This is a genomic window from Vibrio sp. E150_018 (assembly GCF_053544035.1).
Window position 1 is genome coordinate 140,336 of record NZ_JBHGNY010000007.1, and the last position, 21,944, is coordinate 162,279.

General features: G+C 38.0%; 16 protein-coding genes and 1 pseudogene. 7 read left to right on the top strand and 10 right to left on the bottom strand.

The window, feature by feature from the left end; genetic code table 11:
* Window positions 1-120: 120 nt before the first annotated feature.
* The gene (locus ACE3G9_RS09345) at window positions 121-1,245 is read right to left on the bottom strand and encodes a hypothetical protein (RefSeq protein WP_449218990.1); all 1,125 of its coding nucleotides are present in this window, start codon (window positions 1,243-1,245) and stop codon (window positions 121-123) included.
* Window positions 1,246-1,758: 513 nt separating this feature from the next.
* Here ACE3G9_RS09345 and ACE3G9_RS09350 point away from each other — a divergent pair.
* Window positions 1,759-2,784, top strand: a complete 1,026-nt coding sequence (locus tag ACE3G9_RS09350; RefSeq protein ID WP_449218991.1) for a polysaccharide lyase family 7 protein — start codon at window positions 1,759-1,761, stop codon at window positions 2,782-2,784.
* 301 nt (window positions 2,785-3,085) lie between these two features.
* On the opposite strand, the gene ACE3G9_RS09355 is transcribed toward ACE3G9_RS09350, so the two are convergent.
* A complete protein-coding gene (locus ACE3G9_RS09355; RefSeq protein ID WP_417880894.1) occupies window positions 3,086-3,805 on the bottom strand; it encodes an oligogalacturonate-specific porin KdgM family protein in 720 nt (239 codons plus the stop codon).
* Between the two features lie 327 nt (window positions 3,806-4,132).
* Window positions 4,133-4,798 carry a hypothetical protein gene (locus tag ACE3G9_RS09360; protein WP_417880893.1) on the bottom strand — a complete coding sequence of 222 codons (666 nt, stop codon included), beginning with the start codon at window positions 4,796-4,798 and terminating at the stop codon, window positions 4,133-4,135.
* Between the two features lie 457 nt (window positions 4,799-5,255).
* Here ACE3G9_RS09360 and ACE3G9_RS09365 point away from each other — a divergent pair, with 457 nt between their 5' ends.
* The 4 genes and pseudogenes from ACE3G9_RS09365 (at window position 5,256) to ACE3G9_RS09380 (ending at window position 10,716) form a co-directional block, all read left to right on the top strand.
* Window positions 5,256-7,034 (top strand): sodium:solute symporter family transporter, encoded by a 1,779-nt coding sequence (locus tag ACE3G9_RS09365; protein ID WP_417880892.1) that lies wholly within the window; start codon window positions 5,256-5,258, stop codon window positions 7,032-7,034.
* Between the two features lie 288 nt (window positions 7,035-7,322).
* Window positions 7,323-8,078, top strand: a complete 756-nt coding sequence (locus tag ACE3G9_RS09370; RefSeq protein ID WP_417880891.1) for an exonuclease domain-containing protein — start codon at window positions 7,323-7,325, stop codon at window positions 8,076-8,078.
* Window positions 8,079-8,424: 346 nt separating this feature from the next.
* Entirely contained in the window at window positions 8,425-10,005 is a 1,581-nt protein-coding gene (locus tag ACE3G9_RS09375) for a polysaccharide lyase family 7 protein (RefSeq protein ID WP_449218992.1), read from the top strand.
* Between the two features lie 307 nt (window positions 10,006-10,312).
* Window positions 10,313-10,716, top strand: a pseudogene (locus tag ACE3G9_RS09380) (DUF1801 domain-containing protein).
* Window positions 10,717-10,784: 68 nt separating this feature from the next.
* Here the strand turns inward: ACE3G9_RS09380 and ACE3G9_RS09385 are convergent.
* Window positions 10,785-11,666 (bottom strand): NAD(P)-dependent oxidoreductase, encoded by an 882-nt coding sequence (locus ACE3G9_RS09385; RefSeq protein ID WP_417880889.1) that lies wholly within the window; start codon window positions 11,664-11,666, stop codon window positions 10,785-10,787.
* A 429-nt stretch (window positions 11,667-12,095) separates the two neighbouring features.
* Here ACE3G9_RS09385 and ACE3G9_RS09390 point away from each other — a divergent pair, with 429 nt between their 5' ends.
* On the top strand, window positions 12,096-12,851 hold the full coding sequence (locus tag ACE3G9_RS09390; protein ID WP_417880888.1) for an SDR family NAD(P)-dependent oxidoreductase: 756 nt from the start codon (window positions 12,096-12,098) through the stop codon (window positions 12,849-12,851).
* Between the two features lie 230 nt (window positions 12,852-13,081).
* Here the strand turns inward: ACE3G9_RS09390 and kduD are convergent, their stop codons facing one another.
* Window positions 13,082-13,843, bottom strand: a complete 762-nt coding sequence (gene kduD / locus ACE3G9_RS09395; RefSeq protein ID WP_449218993.1) for a 2-dehydro-3-deoxy-D-gluconate 5-dehydrogenase KduD — start codon at window positions 13,841-13,843, stop codon at window positions 13,082-13,084.
* Between the two features lie 261 nt (window positions 13,844-14,104).
* On the opposite strand from kduD, the gene ACE3G9_RS09400 reads away from it, so the two are divergent.
* Window positions 14,105-14,770, top strand: coding sequence for a hypothetical protein (locus ACE3G9_RS09400; RefSeq protein WP_417880886.1), 666 nt, complete (start codon window positions 14,105-14,107; stop codon window positions 14,768-14,770).
* Between the two features lie 85 nt (window positions 14,771-14,855).
* Here the strand turns inward: ACE3G9_RS09400 and ACE3G9_RS09405 are convergent, their stop codons facing one another.
* From ACE3G9_RS09405 to ACE3G9_RS09425, 5 genes are all read right to left on the bottom strand, one after another.
* The gene (locus tag ACE3G9_RS09405; RefSeq protein ID WP_417880885.1) at window positions 14,856-16,790 is read right to left on the bottom strand and encodes a bifunctional diguanylate cyclase/phosphodiesterase; all 1,935 of its coding nucleotides are present in this window, start codon (window positions 16,788-16,790) and stop codon (window positions 14,856-14,858) included.
* Between the two features lie 4 nt (window positions 16,791-16,794).
* Window positions 16,795-17,505, bottom strand: coding sequence for a transglutaminase-like cysteine peptidase (locus tag ACE3G9_RS09410; RefSeq protein WP_417880884.1), 711 nt, complete (start codon window positions 17,503-17,505; stop codon window positions 16,795-16,797).
* Window positions 17,486-18,079: an OmpA family protein gene (locus tag ACE3G9_RS09415; RefSeq protein ID WP_417880883.1), complete on the bottom strand. Its 594-nt coding sequence runs from the start codon at window positions 18,077-18,079 to the stop codon at window positions 17,486-17,488. Before ACE3G9_RS09415 ends, ACE3G9_RS09410 begins: the two co-directional genes overlap by 20 nt.
* 9 nt (window positions 18,080-18,088) lie before the next feature.
* Complete coding sequence (locus tag ACE3G9_RS09420) at window positions 18,089-19,402, bottom strand: TolC family outer membrane protein (protein ID WP_417880882.1); 1,314 nt, start codon at window positions 19,400-19,402, stop codon at window positions 18,089-18,091.
* A 222-nt stretch (window positions 19,403-19,624) separates the two neighbouring features.
* Window positions 19,625-21,937, bottom strand: a complete 2,313-nt coding sequence (locus tag ACE3G9_RS09425) for a type I secretion system permease/ATPase (protein WP_089139929.1) — start codon at window positions 21,935-21,937, stop codon at window positions 19,625-19,627.
* Window positions 21,938-21,944 lie beyond the last annotated feature (7 nt).

Genomic DNA, 21,944 nt, shown 5'->3' on the forward strand with positions numbered 1-21,944 from the left:
TCAGTTGCAGAAAAGAATGCTTTCTAACTATCGGTAGTGAAGTTATTAAATTGAGAATTAATATGAGGCATTAAAAAGGACGCTGAGGAGCGTCCTTTTTGGTGTAAATAATTTATATTATTAGAATAAATCAGAACTGATGTTATCAAAGTAAGCTTTGTTTGCATCACCAGATGTATCACCAGTGTATAAGGTAAGTTGAGATGGTGTATTGGTTGCAGTTAATCCCGTTTCAGATTGTGTCATAGTAACTTTCTCATTATTAATTGTGATGGTTATATTATCACCATCCCAAGCGAGGGATAATGAATTCCACTCATCATTAGTAATTGCACCAATTTCTTTATCAGAATCACCTGATTCGACTTCAACTTTACCACTACCTGAAAGTCTCAACTCAAAATAACGATCTGAATTATTTTTACCTGTACCTACATTTATATAAGTGGTTTTTTCATTCGAACTTGGGATATATACATCAAATGAGATGCTACCAGAAGTTGAAGATCCAGCTGAAAATTCTCGTGTTACAAAAGGTTTATTCGAAGAGTCTAAATCTTGAATTAGTAAAGAATTACTTCCACTATTAGCGAAGTCAGAACTTACCGTTGCAGTGGATGGTAAACCATCCGTAAGAATAGTATTGTATTCGACCCAAACAGAGTTCGCTTCACTGATATTTGTACCAGTTGTATATTCATCAAAAGTTTCACCTGATCCGATAACAATTCCAGCATCTTCATTTGCTGTAGTTACTGCATCTGTAACAGCGGTATTAGCAGATTCATCAGTACCAGTTAGTGTCCCAAAGGCACCCGTTTCGATAGTTAATGCACCGCTAGTTACACTATAAGTGCCATCAATTGGTGTCGCACCTGATGCATCATAGTAAGTAAATGATAGTGTTTGACTTTCAATATCTTCAGTAATTGGTGTTTCGGTAACGACATAAGTACCGAATGAGGTATCATCATCGTAATAATATTGTGTTTCACCATTGAACACGTAGACATTTGGCAGATCTGTTGAATAAGTTGTTACACCACTTAATGTAGTCGTATTGTTACCTGAAATATTCCAAAAACTATCAGCAAGTGGTGATGTCGATTGTGTTGGCACTGTTTCGCCACTACCGCTATCTGTGGAACTATTATTTGAATCATCACTTGAACCATCAAAGTTACAGCCTGTAAGCGTGGCTGCAAATATCAATGACATCAGAGGTACAATTGGTTTTAATTTCATAATTATCATCCTAATAGTTAGTCGAACCTTTTTGTTATTCCGGTTCTTTGAAATAGTTTTTTCGGAATCGTTTACGTAATGCGTTAAGTCATGCTTGTGTCAAAAATGTTTTCTCTATCCTTGAGTTCATCACTTATTGATTAATGTGTTTATTATTTTGAATGTTATAATTTAATAATACAATTGTTTGTTAAAATTGATGTTGGATTCGTGATCTACATTGAAGATAAATTAATTTATAAGATGAAATAATATAAATGTGAGAATGGTTGTTTTTTGTTAAGTTGCTGTATTTAAAGTTTTATTTTTATTTTTTGGTGATCTGGATCAAATATTTATTGGTGAGGCTTTAAGTGAGGTTAATGTTGAGATTTATGTTATTAATATCACACTATTGCGATCTTTTTGTATGATTAATGATGGCTTTGGAAGATTATTATTGAATGTTAATTAGGATAATCACTAATGGCTGTAGCGGCATGTTTAGTGTGATCTTTCATTAAGGAAATACCAATGAAGCCATGGATGAAAAAAACAACGTTAGTACTGTCAATATCCGCTATTTTAGCAGGGTGTGGTGGGGGATCGTCTTCGTCAGATTCAGATGATAGCGCTTTAGATAATAATGCGACTGATGAAGTTAGCACTGATGCAGAAAAACCAGATTTTGATTCATTAATATCACCATCTAGTCGCTTTGATTTAGATCCTATGTTGCAGCCATCTAGTAACTTTGATTTAACTAGATGGTATTTAGGTGCACCAATTGATCTAGATGATAATGGTAAATCTGACAGTATTTCTGAAGAAAAGTTAAATAATGGCTATGAGCTAGAAAATTATTTTTATACATCTGAGAGTGATGGCGGCATGGTATTTAGAGTCGGAGTAAATGGTCCTAAAACGTCAACTAATACTAGTTATACCCGAACAGAATTACGTGGAATGCTTCGCCAAGGTGATACCAGTATTAAAACACAAGGTGTGAATAAAAATAACTGGGTATTTTCTTCTGCACCAGTTTCAGAACAAGCTAAAGCGGGTGGGATAGATGGGGTTTTAAATGCCACGTTAGCCGTCAACCATGTCACGACAGGTGGTAAAGGTTACCAAATTGGGCGAGTGATTATCGGTCAAATTCATGCCAACGATGATGAGCCGGTTCGTTTGTATTACCGTAAATTACCTAATAACTCTAAAGGCTCAATCTATTTTGCCCATGAAACTCGCAATGGCAGTGAATATTGGCATGAGATTATTGGTAGTAAAAGTGATTCTGCGAGTAATCCATCGAATGGTATCGCATTAAATGAAAAGTTCAGCTATCAAATTAAAGTGGTCGGAGATAAATTAACCGTCTCTATTGTGCGCTTAGATAATACTTATGTGAGCAAAACAATTGATATGCACGGCAGTGGTTATGCTGATGCTGGTCAGTATATGTATTTCAAAGCGGGTGTTTATAATCAAAATAATACCGGCGATGATAGTGACTACGTTCAAGCGACTTTCTATTCTCTATCTACTCAACATAATTAAGAATAATACCTCCAATTAAGCGTACGTTATTTTATTCTTACGCTTAATTTATCCCCACTTTGAAGTAATTTAGTTACCCACAACAACCTTCCCAATCTTTCCCTGAATTCAACTCTGAACGGTTCATTCTATTACTAGTTGACCATTAATTTATAAAGAGAAGCTAACGTAAAGGGAAAGGCTTTCTTTGGTGTGGTTGTTTCTCTAATGCCATGAATTAAACGATAAACTTACTATGCATTAGATAATAAAAAGTCAGACTATATGCCTGACTTTAATTATTGTATAACTTCTTAAATGATTAGAAGCTATAAGTAAGACCTACACGACTACGTAATTGACGACCACCTTCTTTACTGCCTTCACTTACGTTACCGAACTCAACATAAGGGCGCCAGTTGCTTTCGTTTTTGTAACCGATTTTTAGGTTGTAATCGTAGTTCCAAGTTTTGTTATTGTATAAAATCCAGTTATCACCTTCATGTGCTTTCTCATAGTTCGCTTCAAAGCCAAGCTGGATCATGTTGTTCCACGTATAATCTAGGTTTGCAGTTACTTTACTTTTTTGCCATGTCTCACCATTTTCCTTAGATGAAGTATAATCGCGGAACTCATGACGGTAACGCAGTTTAGTGGTAATCCCTGAATCAAACTCATAACCAATACGTAGTTGTGGTTTATAGGTTACACGCTCATCACCCATGGTAATTGGCATACCAGGTTGTACATAGAATTTGTCTGTTACATAGTGTTTGAATTCGTAAACAACTTCTGAATCACCGCGCTCTAAATCATCAAAGCCATAGGTCCCATCTCTACCTGCAAACTTCATTTCAACGCTGTAGTAATGTTTACCTAAGTCTGTTGAAGTGCTGCCGCCGATTTTAATACGGTTATTGTTTGATTCAGTCTCATGCTTGTACTCATGACGAATATCAACAGAAGCAGCATTTACATTCACTGCTGTTGTAGCAAGTAGAGCGGCAGTAGTAGCAAGTAAAACTTTATTTAATTTGAACATATCCAACGTCCTGTGTAGTTATGGTTTCTAATGGGTAACTGTGAAATGAGTCAGCAAAGTGATCGTAAAATGAACCACATTCTCATTTTCTTGCTTGTATTATTAGAATTAAATAATACAAATAAAATATAAATAAGTTATGGGCTGGTGTATGTGAAATAGATCGACTTATTTTATATCGTTCATATTTTTAAGGTGATTAGATCGAAAAGTGTGATCTAAATAAATTAATTAATGGTTTTCTTTTGATGAAAATAAGGCTCTACAATTCAACTTCTAGTTCTAGCACCTTTATTTTATAAGCTTTTAGAGAAAATTGTTCGATAGTCATTTTATGAAATGATTATTTTTTGTGATTTTGAATTCATCTACACGAACTTCTGTTTGTTTACCAATATCACCATTTTTATCAATTTGGCTTGGATCCGTGATTGACATATATAAGAAGACTTGTGCATTTGTATTACTACCGGAATTGAAATCTAGAGTCGTTAACTTAAATCCACTTTTAACTGCGCCCGATGGGTTTTGTGAGACATCACGAGCGTGAAGGGTTTTGGATGCAATGACTTTTCCGGAGATATCTTTTAAGCCAACATCTAATTCGCTAAGAGAGTTGTTGCCTTTTTTATCGTAGTAGTAGAAAGATAAAGTGTAATCTGTATTAGGTTGCAACCCTGAAATATCTTGGGTTAAACCAGGCTTAGCAGAGAAATCATCATTTGCACTCATAAACCGTATACGAGCTGAGCCTTCATCATCAAAGGCGGTATCTTTTGAGCTACCGACATCACCAAGGCCTGCATTTTTGTCTGCGTGTTTTATCCAAATATCACTACTACCACTATTCGCTCTAAAGTCTGTTAGTTGGCCATCTTGAATGAGGTCGCCTGTTTGAGCGGCGGTTGTTGTACTTGGTGTCGCGTCACCAGAAGTGATTGTACAACCCATTAATAATGAGCTAACTACTAAACTTAATACTATCCTTTTCATATTAATACTCCGCCATTAAGTTGGTAATAATGTAACTTATTATTGTATGACTTAATGTGAGGACGTAGAAATTTTTATTATTCAATAATGTCCTTGGTTATCCAATTTTAAAAAGTGTGCTCTCGATCATTTTAAAGTATTTGCATAAAATTTAATCGTTAATTTTATGAGTTGATATTTTTCTTGTTTCACAAATTTTTTGTTTAATGACTAAGCTTTCATAAGGTTATAAGTAATGCGGGTAAGGACTAACTTTTATATTGAAGGTATTTTTAATTATGCTGGTGAGATATCTGTCTGTTTGTAGGTAATGGTTTTATTGACTTAGATCACTTGTCATACAAAATCGTAGGGTTGAAAGTCGATGAAGGTCACGCAATGGCAATATTGTACTACAAATGAGTTTTTTGTTCGTTATATTGTTTTCGAAATCAAAATTACAAAAAAGGATATCACGATGGAACTTGATTTAAATACTGCCATTGTCGGAATCTACTTCCTCTTCTTAATCGCAATTGGATGGATGTTCCGCACATTTACTAGTAACACCAGTGACTACTTCCGTGGGGGTGGTAACATGCTCTGGTGGATGGTTGGTGCTACTGCATTTATGACACAATTTAGTGCATGGACTTTTACAGGGGCCGCAGGTAAAGCTTATAACGATGGTTTTGCAGTCGCAATTATCTTTATTGCTAACGCATTTGGCTATTTAATGAACTACGTATATTTCGCTCCGAAATTCCGTCAATTACGTGTTATTACCGTAATTGAGGCCATTCGTATGCGTTTTGGTCGTGGCAATGAGCAAGTGTTTACTTGGTCAAGCATGCCTAACAGTGTTATCTCGGCAGGTATTTGGTTGAATGGTCTAGCGATTATTGCTTCTGGTATCTTTGGTTTTGATATGAATACTACAATCATCCTAACGGGTCTGGTAGTACTTATCATGTCAGTAACGGGTGGTTCATGGGCGGTTATCGCATCTGACTTCATGCAAATGGTTATTATCATGGCAGTAACGGTTACTGCTGCGGTTGTAGCAATGATTCAAGGTGGCGGTATAACTAACATAGTAAACAATTTCCCAACAGAATCATTTATGACTGGTGGTGATCTTAATTATGTAAGTATCTTCGGTATCTGGGCATTCTTCATCTTCGTGAAGCAGTTCAGCATTACCAACAACATGCTTAATTCTTATCGTTACCTAGCGGCAAAAGATTCTAAAAACGCACGTAAAGCAGCACTTCTAGCTTGTATCTTGATGACCATTGGCCCAATCATTTGGTTCATGCCGAGCTGGTTCATTGCAGGTCAGGGTGTGGATTTATCAGCACATTATCCAGAAGCGGGTAGTAAAGCAGCTGACTTTGCTTACCTATACTTCGTGCAAGAATACATGCCTATCGGTATGGTTGGCCTACTGATTGCTGCCATGTTTGCTGCAACTATGTCTTCTATGGACTCAGGCTTAAACCGTAACTCCGGTATCTTTGTTAAGAACTTCTACCAAGCGGTACTCCGCCAAAATGCAACTGAAAAAGAATTGGTATTTGTTTCTAAACTAACGTCTACTTTCTTCGGCCTAGCGATTATCATGGTTGCCTTGTTCATCAACTCACTGAAAGGTCTGAGCTTGTTTGATACAATGATGTACGTTGGTGCGTTAATTGGCTTCCCAATGACTATTCCTGCATTCCTTGGTTTCTTCATCCGTAAGACTCCAGATTGGGCTGGTTGGGGTACGCTAGTTGTCGGTGGCTTTGTGTCTTACTACGTAGGTTTCGTTATCACTGCAGAGCACGTTTCAGCATGGTTTGGCTTAGAAGAACTGACTAAGCGTGAATGGTCTGACTTGAAAGTTGCGATTGGTCTAGTTGCTCACATTGTCTTCACTGGTGGTTTCTTCATGTTATCAACACTGTTCTATAAGAAGCTTGCTCCACACCGTGAAAAAGATGTTGACTTATTCTTTACTAACCTTGCTACACCGCTAGTAAACGAAAGTACAGAACAACAAAATTTAGATAACAAACAACGTCGCATGCTTGGCACACTAATTAGTGTTGCAGGTATCGGTGTAATGGCAATGTTTGTTATTCCAAATCCACTATGGGGACGCTTCGTATTTGTTTTGTGTGGTGCGATTGTATTAGCAGTTGGTCTATTACTTGTGAAAGCAGTAGATAACAAAGTAGAAGATGCTCAAATTGAAGCAAAATCTAAATCATAAGTTGCTGCTCTAAGTGATAAAGAAAGTTATATGAGTATATAACAATTAAAAGCCAGCGAATTGACTCGCTGGTTTTTGTTCGTTTAATGAAGATGAATACTTTTATACCAATTACACTAATTAGATGATCAGAAATTGCGTAGGAAAAAGGCTTGAGAACAAGGCAGGAATTTTCGATAAGTAGTGATTCTACAATCAAAATTTTTAACCAAGTTATCGAGCTTTTTAACAAGCAAGGATGAGCAGATAAATAGTACGATTGGTATTATAATTCGATAAGGTAAATAGATGTTTGAGCATATTAAGTCGCAGTTATTTGGTCATCCTCTGACTAAAATTGAAGATGCCCGCAAACGTATTTCTATTAATGACCAATGGCCAGATGGCTTACGACAATTACTTTCTTATCCTGTTCCCAAATTGGGTACACCTGTAGATTCTTTACACTTTTTAGCTTTAGATTTTGAAACCACAGGGCTTAACCCACTGAAGTGTTCGATTCTTAGTATTGGCACAGTTCCAATGGTTAAGTCGAAAATTGATGTGGAAATGGCAAAGCATGTTTACCTTACCGGTTCGGAGGGGATTAATTCAGAAAGTGCTATTATTAATCATATCGTGCCTGAAATGCTTGAAAATGGACATGAACTTGACCAAACCATGGACAAGCTGTTCGAAATGATGCGTGGTAAAGTAGTGTTGGTGCATGGCGCAGTGGTAGAAAAGCAATTTATTGATCACTATGTACAACAAAAATTTGGTATTGACCAATTACCTATCGTGTGGGTAGATACTTTAAAAATCGAGAAATGTTTAACTTACATTCAGCACCCTGAAACTTGTAGTTATCAGTTAACCGATGTTCGATTAAAACACAACCTACCAGCATATCCTGCTCATAATGCTTTAATTGATTCGATATCTTGTGCCGAGCTTTTTTTGGCTCAAATGGTGAATATTTTTGGTAATCAAGAGTACGAAATTAAAATTGAAGATATTTTCAATAAGCAAACTGCACCAGTATCCAAAAATGTCTTTGGTTAATCTTATGACCACTGTTATACATCAATATCACGAATAAATAGTGAGGAAATCATTTTCTTTATCATAATCTTAATAGTCGGTTTATTGGCTGAATTTGTGCTTTGTCACATCCTTTTTCTTCTCTAAAAAGTCATCTATTTTCTTTGATTTTCAATTTTAAGATCTAATCCAACATTTTGAGTTTAAATCTATTGCAATATCTGATCTTGCTCTCGTTTTTATATTTACGATCTTATTTGTATTATAAGAATATGAAATAATTAATTTGTTTATTTGATTAATATAATAAATAAAATTATTAACTAATAAATCTTTGATTTTTATCTCATTTTATAAGGACGTAGAAATGAAAAATTTGTTTATAAAAAGCTTGCTGGCTTCATCTGTGGTATTAGCGATGGGCTGTTCATCGAATGGTTCCGATGCTCAAAAAACCGCGGAAATGGCAGCAAAACAAGAGGGACCTCGTGTTGCTATTTTGACTCCAACCGCTATTGATGCAAGCAGCCATGATGGTAATAGTCCAGACCGTCTATTTGACCAAGATATTACAACTCGTTGGTCTGCAAATGGGGATGGTGAATGGGCGATGTTTGATTATGGCTCTATTCATGAATTTGATGCCGTGCGTGTGGCTTTCAGTAAGGGTAATAAACGAGTAAGTAAATTTGATGTTCTTGTGAGTGTTGATGGTAAAACTTGGACACCCGTTCTGAAAGATCAAGAGAGCTCAGGTCGTGTAATTGGTTTAGAGCGTTTTGATTTTGAACCAGTAAAGGCACGCTATGTGAAATATGTTGGCCATGGAAACAGCAGTAATGACTGGAACAGTGTGACTGAATTTGCAGCACTTAATTGTTCAATAAACTCTTGCCCAACTTCAGAAGTAATTACTGATGATGTGGTAAAAGCTGAACAAGCAATGATCGCTCAAATGGCGGCAAAAGCAGCGGCACAGAAAGAAGCGCGTAAAGACTTACGTAAAGGTAATTTCGGTGCACCAGCGATTTACCCATGTGATACTAGTGTTAAATGTGACACAAGAAGAGCACTATCTCCGGTAACGGGTTTGCCAGCAACGCCAAAAGCGGGTAATAAGCCAAGCGAAAACTTTGATCTAACCGAATGGTACTTATCTCAACCATTTGACCACGATGGTAACGGCCGTCCTGATGATGTTTCTGAATGGAACTTGGCAAATGGTTATGAACACCCAGATGTATTCTATACAGCTGCTGACGGTGGTTTAGTATTTAAATCATTCATTAAAGGTGTTCGTACTTCGAAAAACACTAAGTACGCTCGTACTGAAATGCGTGAAATGCTACGTAAAGGTGACGAATCGATTTCAAGTAAAGGTGTAAATAAAAACAACTGGGTATTTAGTTCTGCACCAGTTGAAGATCAAAAAGCAGCTGGCGGTGTTGATGGTGTTCTTGAAGCAACATTAAAAATTGACCACACGACCACTTCAGGTGAAGCAGGCCAAGTAGGTCGTTTCATTATTGGTCAGATCCATGATCAAGATGATGAACCAATCCGCTTGTACTACCGTAAACTGCCAAACCAAAATACAGGTACAGTTTATTTTGCTCACGAAAATACTCTAAAAGGCACAGATGCGTTTTATGACCTTGTTGGTGGTATGACGGGCGAAATCGGCGATGATGGTATTGCTTTAGGTGAGAAATTTACTTATCGCATTGAAGTTAAAGGTAATACTCTAACAGTTACAGTTAAGCGTGATGGTAAAGAAGACGTGCAACAAGTCGTTGATATGAGTGAAAGCGGTTATGATGTGGGTGGCAAGTATATGTACTTTAAAGCTGGCGTATATAACCAAAATATCACGGGTGACTTAAATGATTATGTTCAAGCGACATTCTATAAACTAGAAAAATCACATGGTAAATACACAGGTAAGTAATTTTGTTACTAGCTGATTAATACCTCTTAAAATTCAATGGCACTGTTCAATTATGTTCAGTGCCTTTTTTACGTCTATATCCTTCGTACTTGAAGCTGCAGCTTTGTTGACGGCGATCATTCACCCCAATCATTTAGACAAGCTAAACTCATGGGGCTTCATTCACTTGTCGCCTCACTGCAACTCCAATTACTTTGGGTATATACTATTCGCGATAATAAGGCTTAATAAAAAGTGTGAATGAAAATAGTGATTTAAACTCAAGGGAACCTGCATCTTGAGCAACTAGGTTATATAGGGAGATCAAATGAACAAATTAAACAAAGAACGTTTTGATGAATATCCTGAAAGTGCTCGAATTCGATTAGAAGCGTTGGAAGCCTGATCTTTAAAGTGGCTTATGATCTAGAGTTAGGCGAAGTGGAGGAGTCGCTGAAATGGGGCGAACCAAGCTATTGTAGCAAGATGGGAACACCGATAAGAATGGACTGGAAACTGAAATCACCCAATCATTATTATCTTTTCTTTCATTGCCAAACTAAGTTAATAGATACCTTCCGAGAGTTGTATGGTGAAGAATTAGAGTTTCAGGGGAACCGAGCCATCGTGTTGTCGTTATCAAAACCATTGCCTGAAGCCGCTATTCAACATTGCTTAGCGCTGGCATTGACTTATCAACAACGTAAGCATCGACCTTTGCTTGGTGCATAAAAAAGCTGCAATATAATCGCTTATATTGCAGCTTAAATGTGTTATCAAGTTATTGCGTTATGAATTGATTACTTTTTCAAACCCATGAAATAATCAAAGATAACGGGTACATCGTTTTGACCAAGCCCAGCATCAACTGCTGCTTGTAGACTTGTAGAAGTACCTTGAGCGATTAGAGACTCTGTACCTAACTCTTCACATAGTGCAAGGAAGTAACCAAGGTCTTTGTTTGCGTTTGCAACAGAGAAACCTAGTTTTTCTTCACCGTCTACTGCGTAGAACTTACAAAATTGCATGAACGGAGAGTTAGAAGGACCAGCAGACATGATGTCGAATAATTGCTGGCCGTCAACGCCTGCTCGTTTTGCAACTGCGAATGCTTGAGACATGGTTGCAACCGTCGTCATACCCATGAAGTTGTTCACAAGCTTAGTTACGTGACCAGAACCTAGAGCGCCTAGGTGGAATACGTTTTCGCCTTGGTCATCAAGAACGGGTTTAACTTTGTTGAACGTTTCCATGTCGCCAGCTGCCATGATGTTTAGTAGACCATCTTTAGCGTGAGCTGGAGTACGACCAAGAGGAGCATCGATCATACCTGCGCCTTTGGCCGCAAGATCAGCACCAATCTTCTTAGTAGACGCGGGGATAGAAGTACCGAAGTCGATTAGTGTTTTGCCTTCAGACATACCCGCTAGGATACCTGCTTCACCGTATACTACTTTCTCTACAACTTCAGACGTTGTTAGGCAAAGCATTACGATGTCACTTTTTTCAGCAAGTTCTTTACCAGATGATGCTTCTGCTGCGTTACCACGAGCTAAAACAGATGCAACAGCGTCTTTATTAAGATCCATTACATTTACTTGGTAGCCACGAGTTTGTAGGTTTTCTACCATGTTGCCGCCCATAAGGCCTAGGCCGATAAAACCAATAACAGGTTTAGTCATCATATCTCTCCAATTGTATTATTATATAGCTAAGTGAAATAATTCTATAGGTATGGATTTGGTTTAGCAATCAAATGAAGAAAGATAAAGTCGCTTTCTGTGACTTAAGCAACATAGATCACGAAATTGACACTAATAATAGAGTGGATTCGATCAGCATCTCTTTTTTACCATGAGGAAAAATTATGCACTGTGACCAAAGCTTACCAGTGTTAGATTTCAATATAATGATGCTTAAATAACATTTTAAAGCAGGAGATGTGTCTTTTTAGTCAACCGGATACTTGGCTGAGATCTCATTTTTGAGCTTTCCATGATAAATAAAATTGAAAACCTCAGTATTTGTCATACAATAAGATTAGATGTTTTGGTGATGAATCTTGTTCACCAAGCAAAATTTATAAATGGATGACTAAAGAGAGAATGACTATGTCTAAAAAAATTGCTTTTATTTCTGGCGCAACTGGCGGTATTGGTTTTCAAGTTGCAAAACGTCTTGGTACTGATGGCTACACGGTTGTCCTTAACGGTATCGAAGATGACAAAGGCGCTGAGCGAGTAGCAGAATTAAAAGAACTAGGCATTGAAGCTGAATATTATGGTTTTGATGTAACTGATGATAAAGCGGTTACTGAAAACATCACTGCAATTGGTGAAAAATACGGTAAGCTTGATGTTGTCGTTAACAATGCGGGAGGCCTAGGTGGTCGTAGCCCAATGGAAGACATGACAACGGACTTCTACCGTTTTGTTATGGCGCTTAACCTTGATAGTGCATTCTTTGTTTCTCGTGCTGCGATCCCATATCTGAAGAAAGCGGAAGGCGGTTCAATCATTAACTTCGCTTCAAATGCAGGTTGGAATGCCGGTGGCCCTGGTGCTGGTATTTATGGTGTATCTAAAGGAGCAGTGCATACCTTAACTCGAGCATTGGCTAAAGAGCTTGCTCCTGCTGGCATCCGTGTAAATGCAGTTTCTCCAGGTACAATCGATACACCATTCCACGCTCAAATTAAAGCAACTAAGCCAGAAGTTTTCGCTTCTTGGAAAGACAGCATTATGCTTGGTCGATTAGGTCAACCAGAAGAAGTGGCATCAGTGATTGCATTCTTAGTAAGCGAAGATGCATCATTCATCACTGCTGAAACGATTCAAATCGGTGGCGGACAAGCGTTAGGTATTTAATCCGATTTTAGAAACCAGATAAACAAAACACTGCCAAAATAATGAAATACCCCCCAATAGATATACAATTATGGGGGGTATTTATGCCTAAACACAACAGAAAATTAAAGCATTGTAAATAACGATGTGTTGAGGGTGAATCCTCAAGAGATTTTAGAAAGAGGCCTTCCGAACTTGTGGTTACTTACGCTCAACTGGGTAACCTTCACCACGTGATACCGTGAATGCTATTAACGTGCTAACCAGCCGCCATCAACAGCAACCGTATGGCCATTGATGTAATTTGCAGCATCAGATGCTAAGAATATACAAGGGCCAACTACATCTTCTGGCTTGCCCCAACGGTTCGCGGGAATACGTTCAAGAATCGCAGTATTGCGCTCTTCATCGTCACGTAGCGCAGCAGTATTGTTAGTGGCCATGTAACCTGGGGCAATCGCGTTTACATTGATGTTGTATTTTGCCCATTCATTTGCCATTGCACGCGTAACTCCCATAAGTGCACTTTTGGAAGCAGTATAAGAAGGCACCCGAATTCCACCTTGGAAAGATAGCATAGAAGCGATGTTGATGATCTTGCCACCATTACCTTGAGTGATAAATTGCTTAGCCACCGCTTGAGAGATAAAGAAGACCGTTTTAGAGTTGATGTTCATCACGTCATCCCAGTTTTGTTCTGAGAACTCGATAGCATCTTCACGGCGAATGATTCCCGCGTTGTTAACTAAAATGTCAATTTTACCGAATTTAGCCAATGCCTTCTCGATGATAGTAGGAATGTCATCGAGAGATAATAAGTTTGCTCGTACATCAAGAAAGTGACGACCTTTTGCTTTCATTAGCTCTATGGTTTCTTCTGGTGCAGTTCGATTAACACCCACTACGTTACAACCTGCTTGTGCTAGGCCTAATGCCATACTTTGACCAAGACCTGTGTTGCAGCCAGTCACAATGGCTACTTTACCTTCTAAATTAAATGCATTAAGAATCATAGCTATTTCCTTTGGTGCTTATTGTGGGTAGTTATTTAATACAGTGTAGTGGTGCTATTGAGCTTTACTGTAAATATAACGAATAAAAACTGACTTGTTTATGATTTATTTAAATGATAACAAATCTCTAATAATAGGAGATATTTCTTATAAATTTCGTTAAAATGGTAAGAATTATGACTAATGAATTTTAGTTAACTATAATTTGGCTTAAATGACTGGTTTGTTAACAATTTCATCGCGTGTGAAAGGGAATATAATATGAGAAAAATTTACTTAGCTTTAGCTATTGCAGGGGCGCTTGCTGGATGCTCTTCTAACTCGGATAAAGCACCTGTAAATACTACGCCGGTACCCGCTATGGGAAAAGTTGCTGATGGTGCATTTACTCGTTTTGCTTTAAATAACAACAGCAGCGGTGCTTGGTTGGTACATGCTACACCAGAGTTAGGTTTAGGTGCGGTTGAGGCAACGAATATTACTGCTTCTGGTGATCCGGGTTCTCTTCGTTTGTTTTACCCTTCAATCAATGAAAGCTCAATACTACAAGCGGGACCTGGTGTAAGCCAAATTATTCCAAATATTGAACCAGATACTGATTACCTTTTGACGGTTTATTATCGTGATGAAAAAGGCAATGAGTCACCAAACTTGCTTGAGTTGGGTGTGAAAGATATGGGTGTGGGTTCTCTAGCTGGCAACATCATAAGAACAAAGACATTTACCAATGATGATATTGGTTCTGATGGCGATGATACAAATGGTTTCCGTAAAGTGGAATTAGCCTTTAATTCAGGCAGTAACACAACGTTGGAAGTTTATGCAATAACCCATCTTAACAGTATTGAAAATATCGACATGAATGGTGATATAGCCCTTCAAACAGAGGTCTTTATTGATGATGTTGTGTTAAAGGCTGATGATTAGTCGAGCTTAATATCTAAAGCCCTAATCAATATAATCTAGCACTAGAAACCCCCTGATATTTTCTGTCAGGGGGTTTTCTGTTTATTTATGGTCCGCTTAATTCTAGCTTATCGGTTATGAACCCTTGGAAATAGTTAATATCAAGCTCAACTAATTGTTCAATTTGCTTTAAATCCTCTACATGAGTTGCAATCATACCAATCCCTAAGTTACTGGCGATACGAGTCATGGAAGCTAGAACATCATATTTAGCTGGATCTTCCAACTGGTTAGTATATGCAAAATCCAATTTGACATAAGTTGGTTGAACTTGATGTAGGTAATCGATAGAGTTGAAACTATGACCAAAGTTATCAATACCAAACCTAAACGAATGTTGGAGCAGTAATTGAGTAATGACTTTAGTTTCTTCAAGATGTTTAGTGAAGCATACTTCATGAAGCTCAAATATTAGCATCTCACTGAGTTGGGGGTTGGCTTTTAACATTTGAGTTAAGAAGACAACAAATTGACTATTATGAAGGCTATCTTTACTTATATTAACTGCAATCGGTGACTTGCTTGGGTTAGAAGCCAATTGATTACTTACAAGCGTTAATACATGATTATCGAATTGGTAGGCTATATCAGTACCTTCTAGCGTAGTAATAAAATGATTGGCTGTGTAGATAATATTATCCACTTCAATATAAGCAAAGGCCTCATAGTGTAGAATTTGTTGTTCTTTATTAATCGCCGGTTGAAGTCGAATTTTGACTTGTTGATTTTCAATACTTTGTTTAACAAAGTTCTGCCATTCAATTTTACCCTTAGTGAATTCTGGCAAAATTGCATTCTTATTAAATAAAAATGCTTTTATGCCGCTTTGTTGACGCGCTTGAGTTAGGGCATTATCAAGTTGAGTGAAAACCGTTCTCATATCTGTTTGCTCATGTAAGATCATCATCCCAATATATGCTGAGTTATCTTCAATTAACTTGTGAGCTTGCCATTCATTCACGAGATTGAGTGCTGTCTCTGAAACTTGGTTTAAATAATCATAATGGCAATGAGGAACCAGCAAAATAAACTCAGAGCGACTAAAACGAGAAAAAGTACTTCTTCCATCAACTAAAGAACTTAATTTTTGAGCAAGTTCTTTAACCATGCTATCGGCTTTATCAAATTCTTTATTTTCATACGCATCTTCAATTATATCAACTTTCATTAACCATAGACCACAATGATCATGGGTGTTAGAAGTTAACCATGGTTCAAGCTGAGTGATGAAATATTCACGATTACTTAGCTCAGAAACAGGATCCTGGTAAGCGCGCATACGTAAGCGCCTTACTTCATCTGCAGACTGTAAGTAATGAGATTCAATCTGTTTGCTCATGTAATTAATTGCTTGTATTACATCAGAGAGTTCACGAGTATTGACTTGAGGAATAGGGTCACCAAACTTATTTAAACTAATTTCATTCGCACGCTTTTGTATGTTTTTTAATGGCTTGAACATGACTCGAAGTATGATGATCATCGAGATTGCAGCAAATATTGAATTAATAATAAATGCAGTGAGTAAGCGTAGAGTCAGCGACCACAGTTGGTCATAACTTGTTGCCGTATTATTGGTGACGGTTAAGGTGGCTGCTTGCATCCAGCCATCCATTAATACGCGAGATTCGGTTAGTTCTTCAAAAGGCGCGATTTTTTGAAACCATTCTGGTGAGTCAGATTGTTGATTAAGAGCCTTGCGTTGAATTTGAGTATTGTTGTTATTTATTTTGAGAGTAATAGAGCCGTAGAAGCCGCTATCAAAAGAGGCATTTATGACAGATTCTAAACCCACTTTATCTTTTTGATGAATGAATGGTGTTAGCGCAATATTCAATGCGCTGATCATGTTTGTCATCTCAATTTTTTGCTGAATTTTCAGGTAAGTATGGCTAGAGTGGAGTAGTAGGCCAAAAACTGATGTCGTTAATATCAAGAAGATTATCGATAACCAAATTTGGAATTTATTATATAGACTCATAGCATCATTGATCCAAGTTTATAATAGGGTGATGAGTGTCATGTTGACTTCGCTTACGCAATTTTTGCCACATACTTAAATTGGAAATATTACCAGCCGGTATTGATTGGCTTCCGGCAGCGCCTCCCTTTGTGATCCATAAGTTAGTGGCGTTAAAACTATAGACAGGAACGAGATCGCTTCTTTGACTGGCCGGTTTTATCTCGCTATCAATATTATCTAAAATTAAAGGCATTGAACTTGGCGTTTCATAATAGGCCAAGACCATATGAAATTGATTTAATGTCAGTGATTTTACATAGATTAATCGTAATTTTTCGTCATCTACCCCTAGTTCTCGCAGGGTATAATATTTGGCAATACTAAAATCTTCACAGTCTCCACCGCCAGCATTAAGAAACTGTATTGGTGTTGCCCAATAATCATCTTCACCCCATAATTTTATATCATCAATAAACACTAATTGATTAAAAAAGTTATTCACTTCAGATAATTGTAGAGAGGGGGAGTGACTCTGTAAGTGATGAGTGAGCTCTAGCCATGCTTTTATTCGTAAGCCAGCACGTTGTCCAAAGTGTTCATGACTGAAGGTGATGATTTGTTGTTCAATAGCAGTGAGAGCCGAAGCTCTCACTGACATGATTAACAAAATTAAGAAAAGACAGGCGGTAAGCGAAAAAGAGAGAAAAGGTTTCTTAATCTTTACGTTGATCATAGATAGTCCAGCTTTCTACTACGCTGCTATCCATCCCTACCACTGAAGCAGTAACACGACGACTTAATGTCATAGTTTCTTCTCTTGATGTTGCTTGAATTGGATCACTGTCACCGTAACCTATAGTTTGTATGCGTTTAGGGCTGACACCTGCTGCAACCAAGGCTTTATAGACATTCGCTGCACGCTGTATAGATAGGTATTTATTGTGTTCTGCTGGGCCTACTGGGCTAGCATAACCATTAAGAACAATATGAGTTTTTGGATATTTATCTAAGAAGTTACTTATATTCTTAATCTGATTATCATAAGCTGCGGGAATCACGGTTGAATCATTAGCAAATAAAATATGTAGTTTATTTTCTTCTTCTGAATGTACAACAGTAGGACATCCATTGTTATCAATCATAGCGTTTTTACGAGTATTAACACATAAATCACGTGCGTTAATCACACCGTCATTATCCGAATCGCTCAAATCTTTTGAATGAAAGGCGATTGGCGGTGGATCGGATTCTAGGTTTGAACATGCACCCAATAGTAAAACCAATAAAGAAAGAGTTAATGCTTTCATAATATTTCCTTATTTAGACGAACGAGCCCATTCATCAGGGATGGCAACACGTAACTCATTCAGAAGCAGACCTGTTGAATTCAATAGGCGATAATCAGCAATAATACCAGAATAGTGTGCGCTTAAATAAGCTTTACGAGATTCAAATAACTCATTTTCGGTGTTTAATAGGTCCAATAAGGTTCGTTTACCGATTTTGTATTGCTTCTCATAAGCGATGATGGTTTTTGCCGCAGAATCTACGTGTTGTTGAAGAAACTTTTCTTGTGATTCCGCCAGTTCTTTGGCACTCCATGATAAACGGGTGCTTTCTTCTAATAAGCGGTAGGCGTTATCTCGAATATTTTTCGCTTTGCTGATTTGGCTGGCAGCTGAACGACTGTCTGCTGCGTCACTACCACCGTTGTACAGGTTGTAGTTCATTTTAAGCATTACTTTAAGCTCATCAGTATCCCCATCAGATGCGTCAATTTCATCACCATATTTCTGTGAGCCTTCGACAGTAAATGTCGGTAACATAGTGCCTTTGGTTTGTTCGTATTGATATTGAGCGGCTTGCACATCATGGTAAGCCAAATACATAGTTGGGTTATTGGCTTTGGCTTTCTCAAGCGCATCATTTAGCGACTTAGCGATGTAAGTATCATCAACTTTAGGTTTTCTTAAATCTTGAGGGTAAGAGCCAACTATTCTTACAAATGCTGTAATTTTGTCGTTAAGGTTACTTTGAGCTGAAAGTAAGTTGGTATTGGCTTGTGCAACACGTCCCTCAACCTGAACGAGATCTGCCGTTGAGCTTAAACCTGAATCTGTACGTTTTTTGATATCACGATAGATACGCATGTGAACATCATGGTTTGCTTGAGATAGGGTAACCACCTCTTGGGCTTGAATGACATCAATATAAGCTTCAGTAGTGGATAATGCCATATCTTGGGCATCAGCGAGTAATTGATAGCGTTGAGATTCAGCTTCTGCTTTTGTTCTTTTTATATCGTTATAAGTGCTTGAGCCATCCCAGATTAACTGACGAATACTGATTTGAGCGTAGCGAGGGTTGTATTCGCCTTGAGAGCCTGCACTGTTGTCATAATCTTCATAGCCGACACCAGCTTCAAGATCGACCGATGGTAAATATTTACCAGTTGAGGCTCGGCTGGTTTCTTTTTGGCTGATAAATTCATTGTAGGTTGATTGAATATTTGGGTTTGTTGCTAATGCATTGGCAATCGCTTGTTCAAGAGATTGCGCGTATGTTGGCAGAGCGATTAATTGGCAACCAAGGAAAATGGCTAATTTATTTATCTTTGGAGTTTTTATCATCATCATCCTCTTAACATGCTAGATAGTTAAGCGTTAAGGAAAGGGTATATAAAGCCGAAAACGGACAAAAATTTAGATTTACACGATATTACAGGGTATTTAGAAAAAATAATATACCCTTTAACTGATAAACGGTGTTGAATATACAAATTTAAACGCATGATTTTGTTTAAATCATATCAGTCTAGACAAAATCATGCGAATAAATTAGTTGTATGTTTGTTAAATCGGCCTTGTTTGAATGGTAGATTTCTTCTTATTGGTTGTCGTTGTTTGTTTGGTCGCCGTAGCTGATGTTGGTCTAGAAACAGTACTAGTTGCTGCTTGCGCCTGATCTTCGCTTGGTTTTGGCTCGGAAGCAGAAGGTGCAGCATCACTTGTTTTGGCCTCTAGTGTTGGTGATTTTTTAGCAACAGTCGGTGCTGATTTCTGTGACTTTCCAGAGCGAAGTGCTTGTAATACTTTATCTCTAGGGCCGTCGGCAATGATTTGGCCTTGTTCCATGACTATTAAACGATCGACTAAGTCTAACATGCCAGTTTTATGCGTAATTAAGATTAGAGTTTCACCTTTATTAAAGTTACGCAATTGGCGCTTGATGAACATCTCCGTACGGTTATCCATACTACTGGTTGGTTCATCCATGATCATTACTGGTGGTTTACCTAATAGTGCACGTGCAATGGCAATCGCTTGACGTTGACCACCAGATAAAGCGGCACCACCTTCGCCAATTTGTTTTTCTAAACCAGCGCTGTCCTTTTGTGTAAAGCTTGTTACGCCAGCGCGTTCAGCGGCAAGAATGATATCTTTATCACTGGCAAGAGGGCGTCCAAGTGCAATGTTGTCACGAATGCTACCGTAAAACAGAGTAATATCTTGCGGTACACAACCTAAATTACGGCGTATATCGATCTGATGTAACTGCTTAATATCTGTATCATCAATTAAAACGGTACCTGAGGTTGGTTGGTATAATCCCATCAAGATACGCTCTAACGTCGTTTTACCTGAACCAATACGACCGATAATACCAATGCGCTCACCTGGATTAATTGTCAGGTTAATATTTCTTAACGAAGGCGAGGTTGCATTCGGGTAGGTGAAGTTCACATTATCAAATTGGATCTTACCTTTGATAATCGGACGGTGGATATAACGCTTGCCCGGTTCTTGCTCAGTTGGCATTTGCATTAAGTTGTCGATAATACCCATCGCAGATTTGGCTTGGTTATAGCGAGTTGATAGCATCGCTACTTGTATCATCGGGCTAACTGCACGTCCACTTAGCATGGTAGCTGCAATTAAACCACCCATGGTTAGGTCGCCATTTCCTATTAAGTAAACACCGACAACGATCATTGCTACGTTCAAAAATTGTTGAACAAACCCCGCTGTATTTTGCAGTGAATCTGTAAGACGACGAGACTTTAAGCTCCAGTTTGCCATGTGGGCAACGGCTTCTTCCCAACGATATTGATACTGACTTTCAGCACCAAACATTTTTAATGTTTCAAGACCAGATAAGCTCTCAATAAGATTTGAGTTTTTTTGTGAAGCTAAGCGAGAACCTTCTTCAATAGTGCGTCTTAATGGCTTTTGTACAATAAAACTGTAACTGATCAGAATGATCACACCAATTAAAGGAACTATAGCTAATGGGCCTGCAATGAATGCAATTACGAGCATAAATAACAGAGCAAATGGCAAATCAATTAGAGTGGTAATACTAGCAGAGGTAAAGAAATCTCTGATTGATTCAAATTCTTGCATGTGTCTTGCAAAAGCACCAACGGAAGGGGGCTTAGATTCTAGACGAGTTCCCATTACATGACTAAAGATTTTTGAAGAAATCAAAATATCCGATTTCTTTCCCGCCACATCTAAGAAATAGCTACGCATCATTTTTAAAATAAAATCAAAAATGAAGATGATAAAAACACCAACAGCTAGTACCCAAAGTGAGTCATAGGCCAGGTTAGGAACAATTTTGTCATATACTAAGCGTGAAAATAATGGGGCACTTATGGCAAAGATATTAATTAAGATCGAGGCAATGAATACGTCGCGGTAAATTTTACGTGATTGCCACAGCGTGCTCCAGAACCAATGACCATCGTTGTTTTTCAGAACTTCAGGGGACCTTTCATCGTAACGGAAGCTCTTTTTAACCAAAAATAGTTGGCCTGTGTATTGTTTATTAAGTTCTTCTAAACGAACCCATTCTTGAGTGTTGTCATCATTTTGCGACAAGATTACTTCAGCTTCGTTCTTCTCGTAATCGACAGACAAGATAACGCATGCGTCACCATTTTTAAGCAATGCAACTACCGGTAAAAGTAGTGGTGGTAAATCATTAAGTGGCAACTCTTCAAGCTTAGCATTTAAGCCCGCGGTTGCTGCAGCGCGGGGGAATAAATGTACAGTTAGTAAACCATCTTTGAGTGGTAAGCCTGCAACGAGCGCGTCAGGTGAATTGGCTTGGCCGTAATAACGACTGATATAATCGAGCGAATTTAATAGCGGATCTTTTATGGTATTC

What these genes read in the sequence shown, in the direction of transcription:
- ACE3G9_RS09345 (WP_449218990.1), bottom strand. Translation starts at nt 1,245, where the DNA reads ATGAAATTAAAACCAATTGTACCTCTGATGTCATTGATATTTGCAGCC.
- ACE3G9_RS09350 (WP_449218991.1), top strand. Translation starts at nt 1,759, where the DNA reads ATGAAGCCATGGATGAAAAAAACAACGTTAGTACTGTCAATATCCGCT.
- ACE3G9_RS09355 (WP_417880894.1), bottom strand. Translation starts at nt 3,805, where the DNA reads ATGTTCAAATTAAATAAAGTTTTACTTGCTACTACTGCCGCTCTACTT.
- ACE3G9_RS09360 (WP_417880893.1), bottom strand. Translation starts at nt 4,798, where the DNA reads ATGAAAAGGATAGTATTAAGTTTAGTAGTTAGCTCATTATTAATGGGT.
- ACE3G9_RS09365 (WP_417880892.1), top strand. Translation starts at nt 5,256, where the DNA reads ATGGAACTTGATTTAAATACTGCCATTGTCGGAATCTACTTCCTCTTC.
- ACE3G9_RS09370 (WP_417880891.1), top strand. Translation starts at nt 7,323, where the DNA reads ATGTTTGAGCATATTAAGTCGCAGTTATTTGGTCATCCTCTGACTAAA.
- ACE3G9_RS09375 (WP_449218992.1), top strand. Translation starts at nt 8,425, where the DNA reads ATGAAAAATTTGTTTATAAAAAGCTTGCTGGCTTCATCTGTGGTATTA.
- ACE3G9_RS09385 (WP_417880889.1), bottom strand. Translation starts at nt 11,666, where the DNA reads ATGACTAAACCTGTTATTGGTTTTATCGGCCTAGGCCTTATGGGCGGC.
- ACE3G9_RS09390 (WP_417880888.1), top strand. Translation starts at nt 12,096, where the DNA reads ATGTCTAAAAAAATTGCTTTTATTTCTGGCGCAACTGGCGGTATTGGT.
- kduD (WP_449218993.1), bottom strand. Translation starts at nt 13,843, where the DNA reads ATGATTCTTAATGCATTTAATTTAGAAGGTAAAGTAGCCATTGTGACT.
- ACE3G9_RS09400 (WP_417880886.1), top strand. Translation starts at nt 14,105, where the DNA reads ATGAGAAAAATTTACTTAGCTTTAGCTATTGCAGGGGCGCTTGCTGGA.
- ACE3G9_RS09405 (WP_417880885.1), bottom strand. Translation starts at nt 16,790, where the DNA reads ATGAGTCTATATAATAAATTCCAAATTTGGTTATCGATAATCTTCTTG.
- ACE3G9_RS09410 (WP_417880884.1), bottom strand. Translation starts at nt 17,505, where the DNA reads ATGATCAACGTAAAGATTAAGAAACCTTTTCTCTCTTTTTCGCTTACC.
- ACE3G9_RS09415 (WP_417880883.1), bottom strand. Translation starts at nt 18,079, where the DNA reads ATGAAAGCATTAACTCTTTCTTTATTGGTTTTACTATTGGGTGCATGT.
- ACE3G9_RS09420 (WP_417880882.1), bottom strand. Translation starts at nt 19,402, where the DNA reads ATGATAAAAACTCCAAAGATAAATAAATTAGCCATTTTCCTTGGTTGC.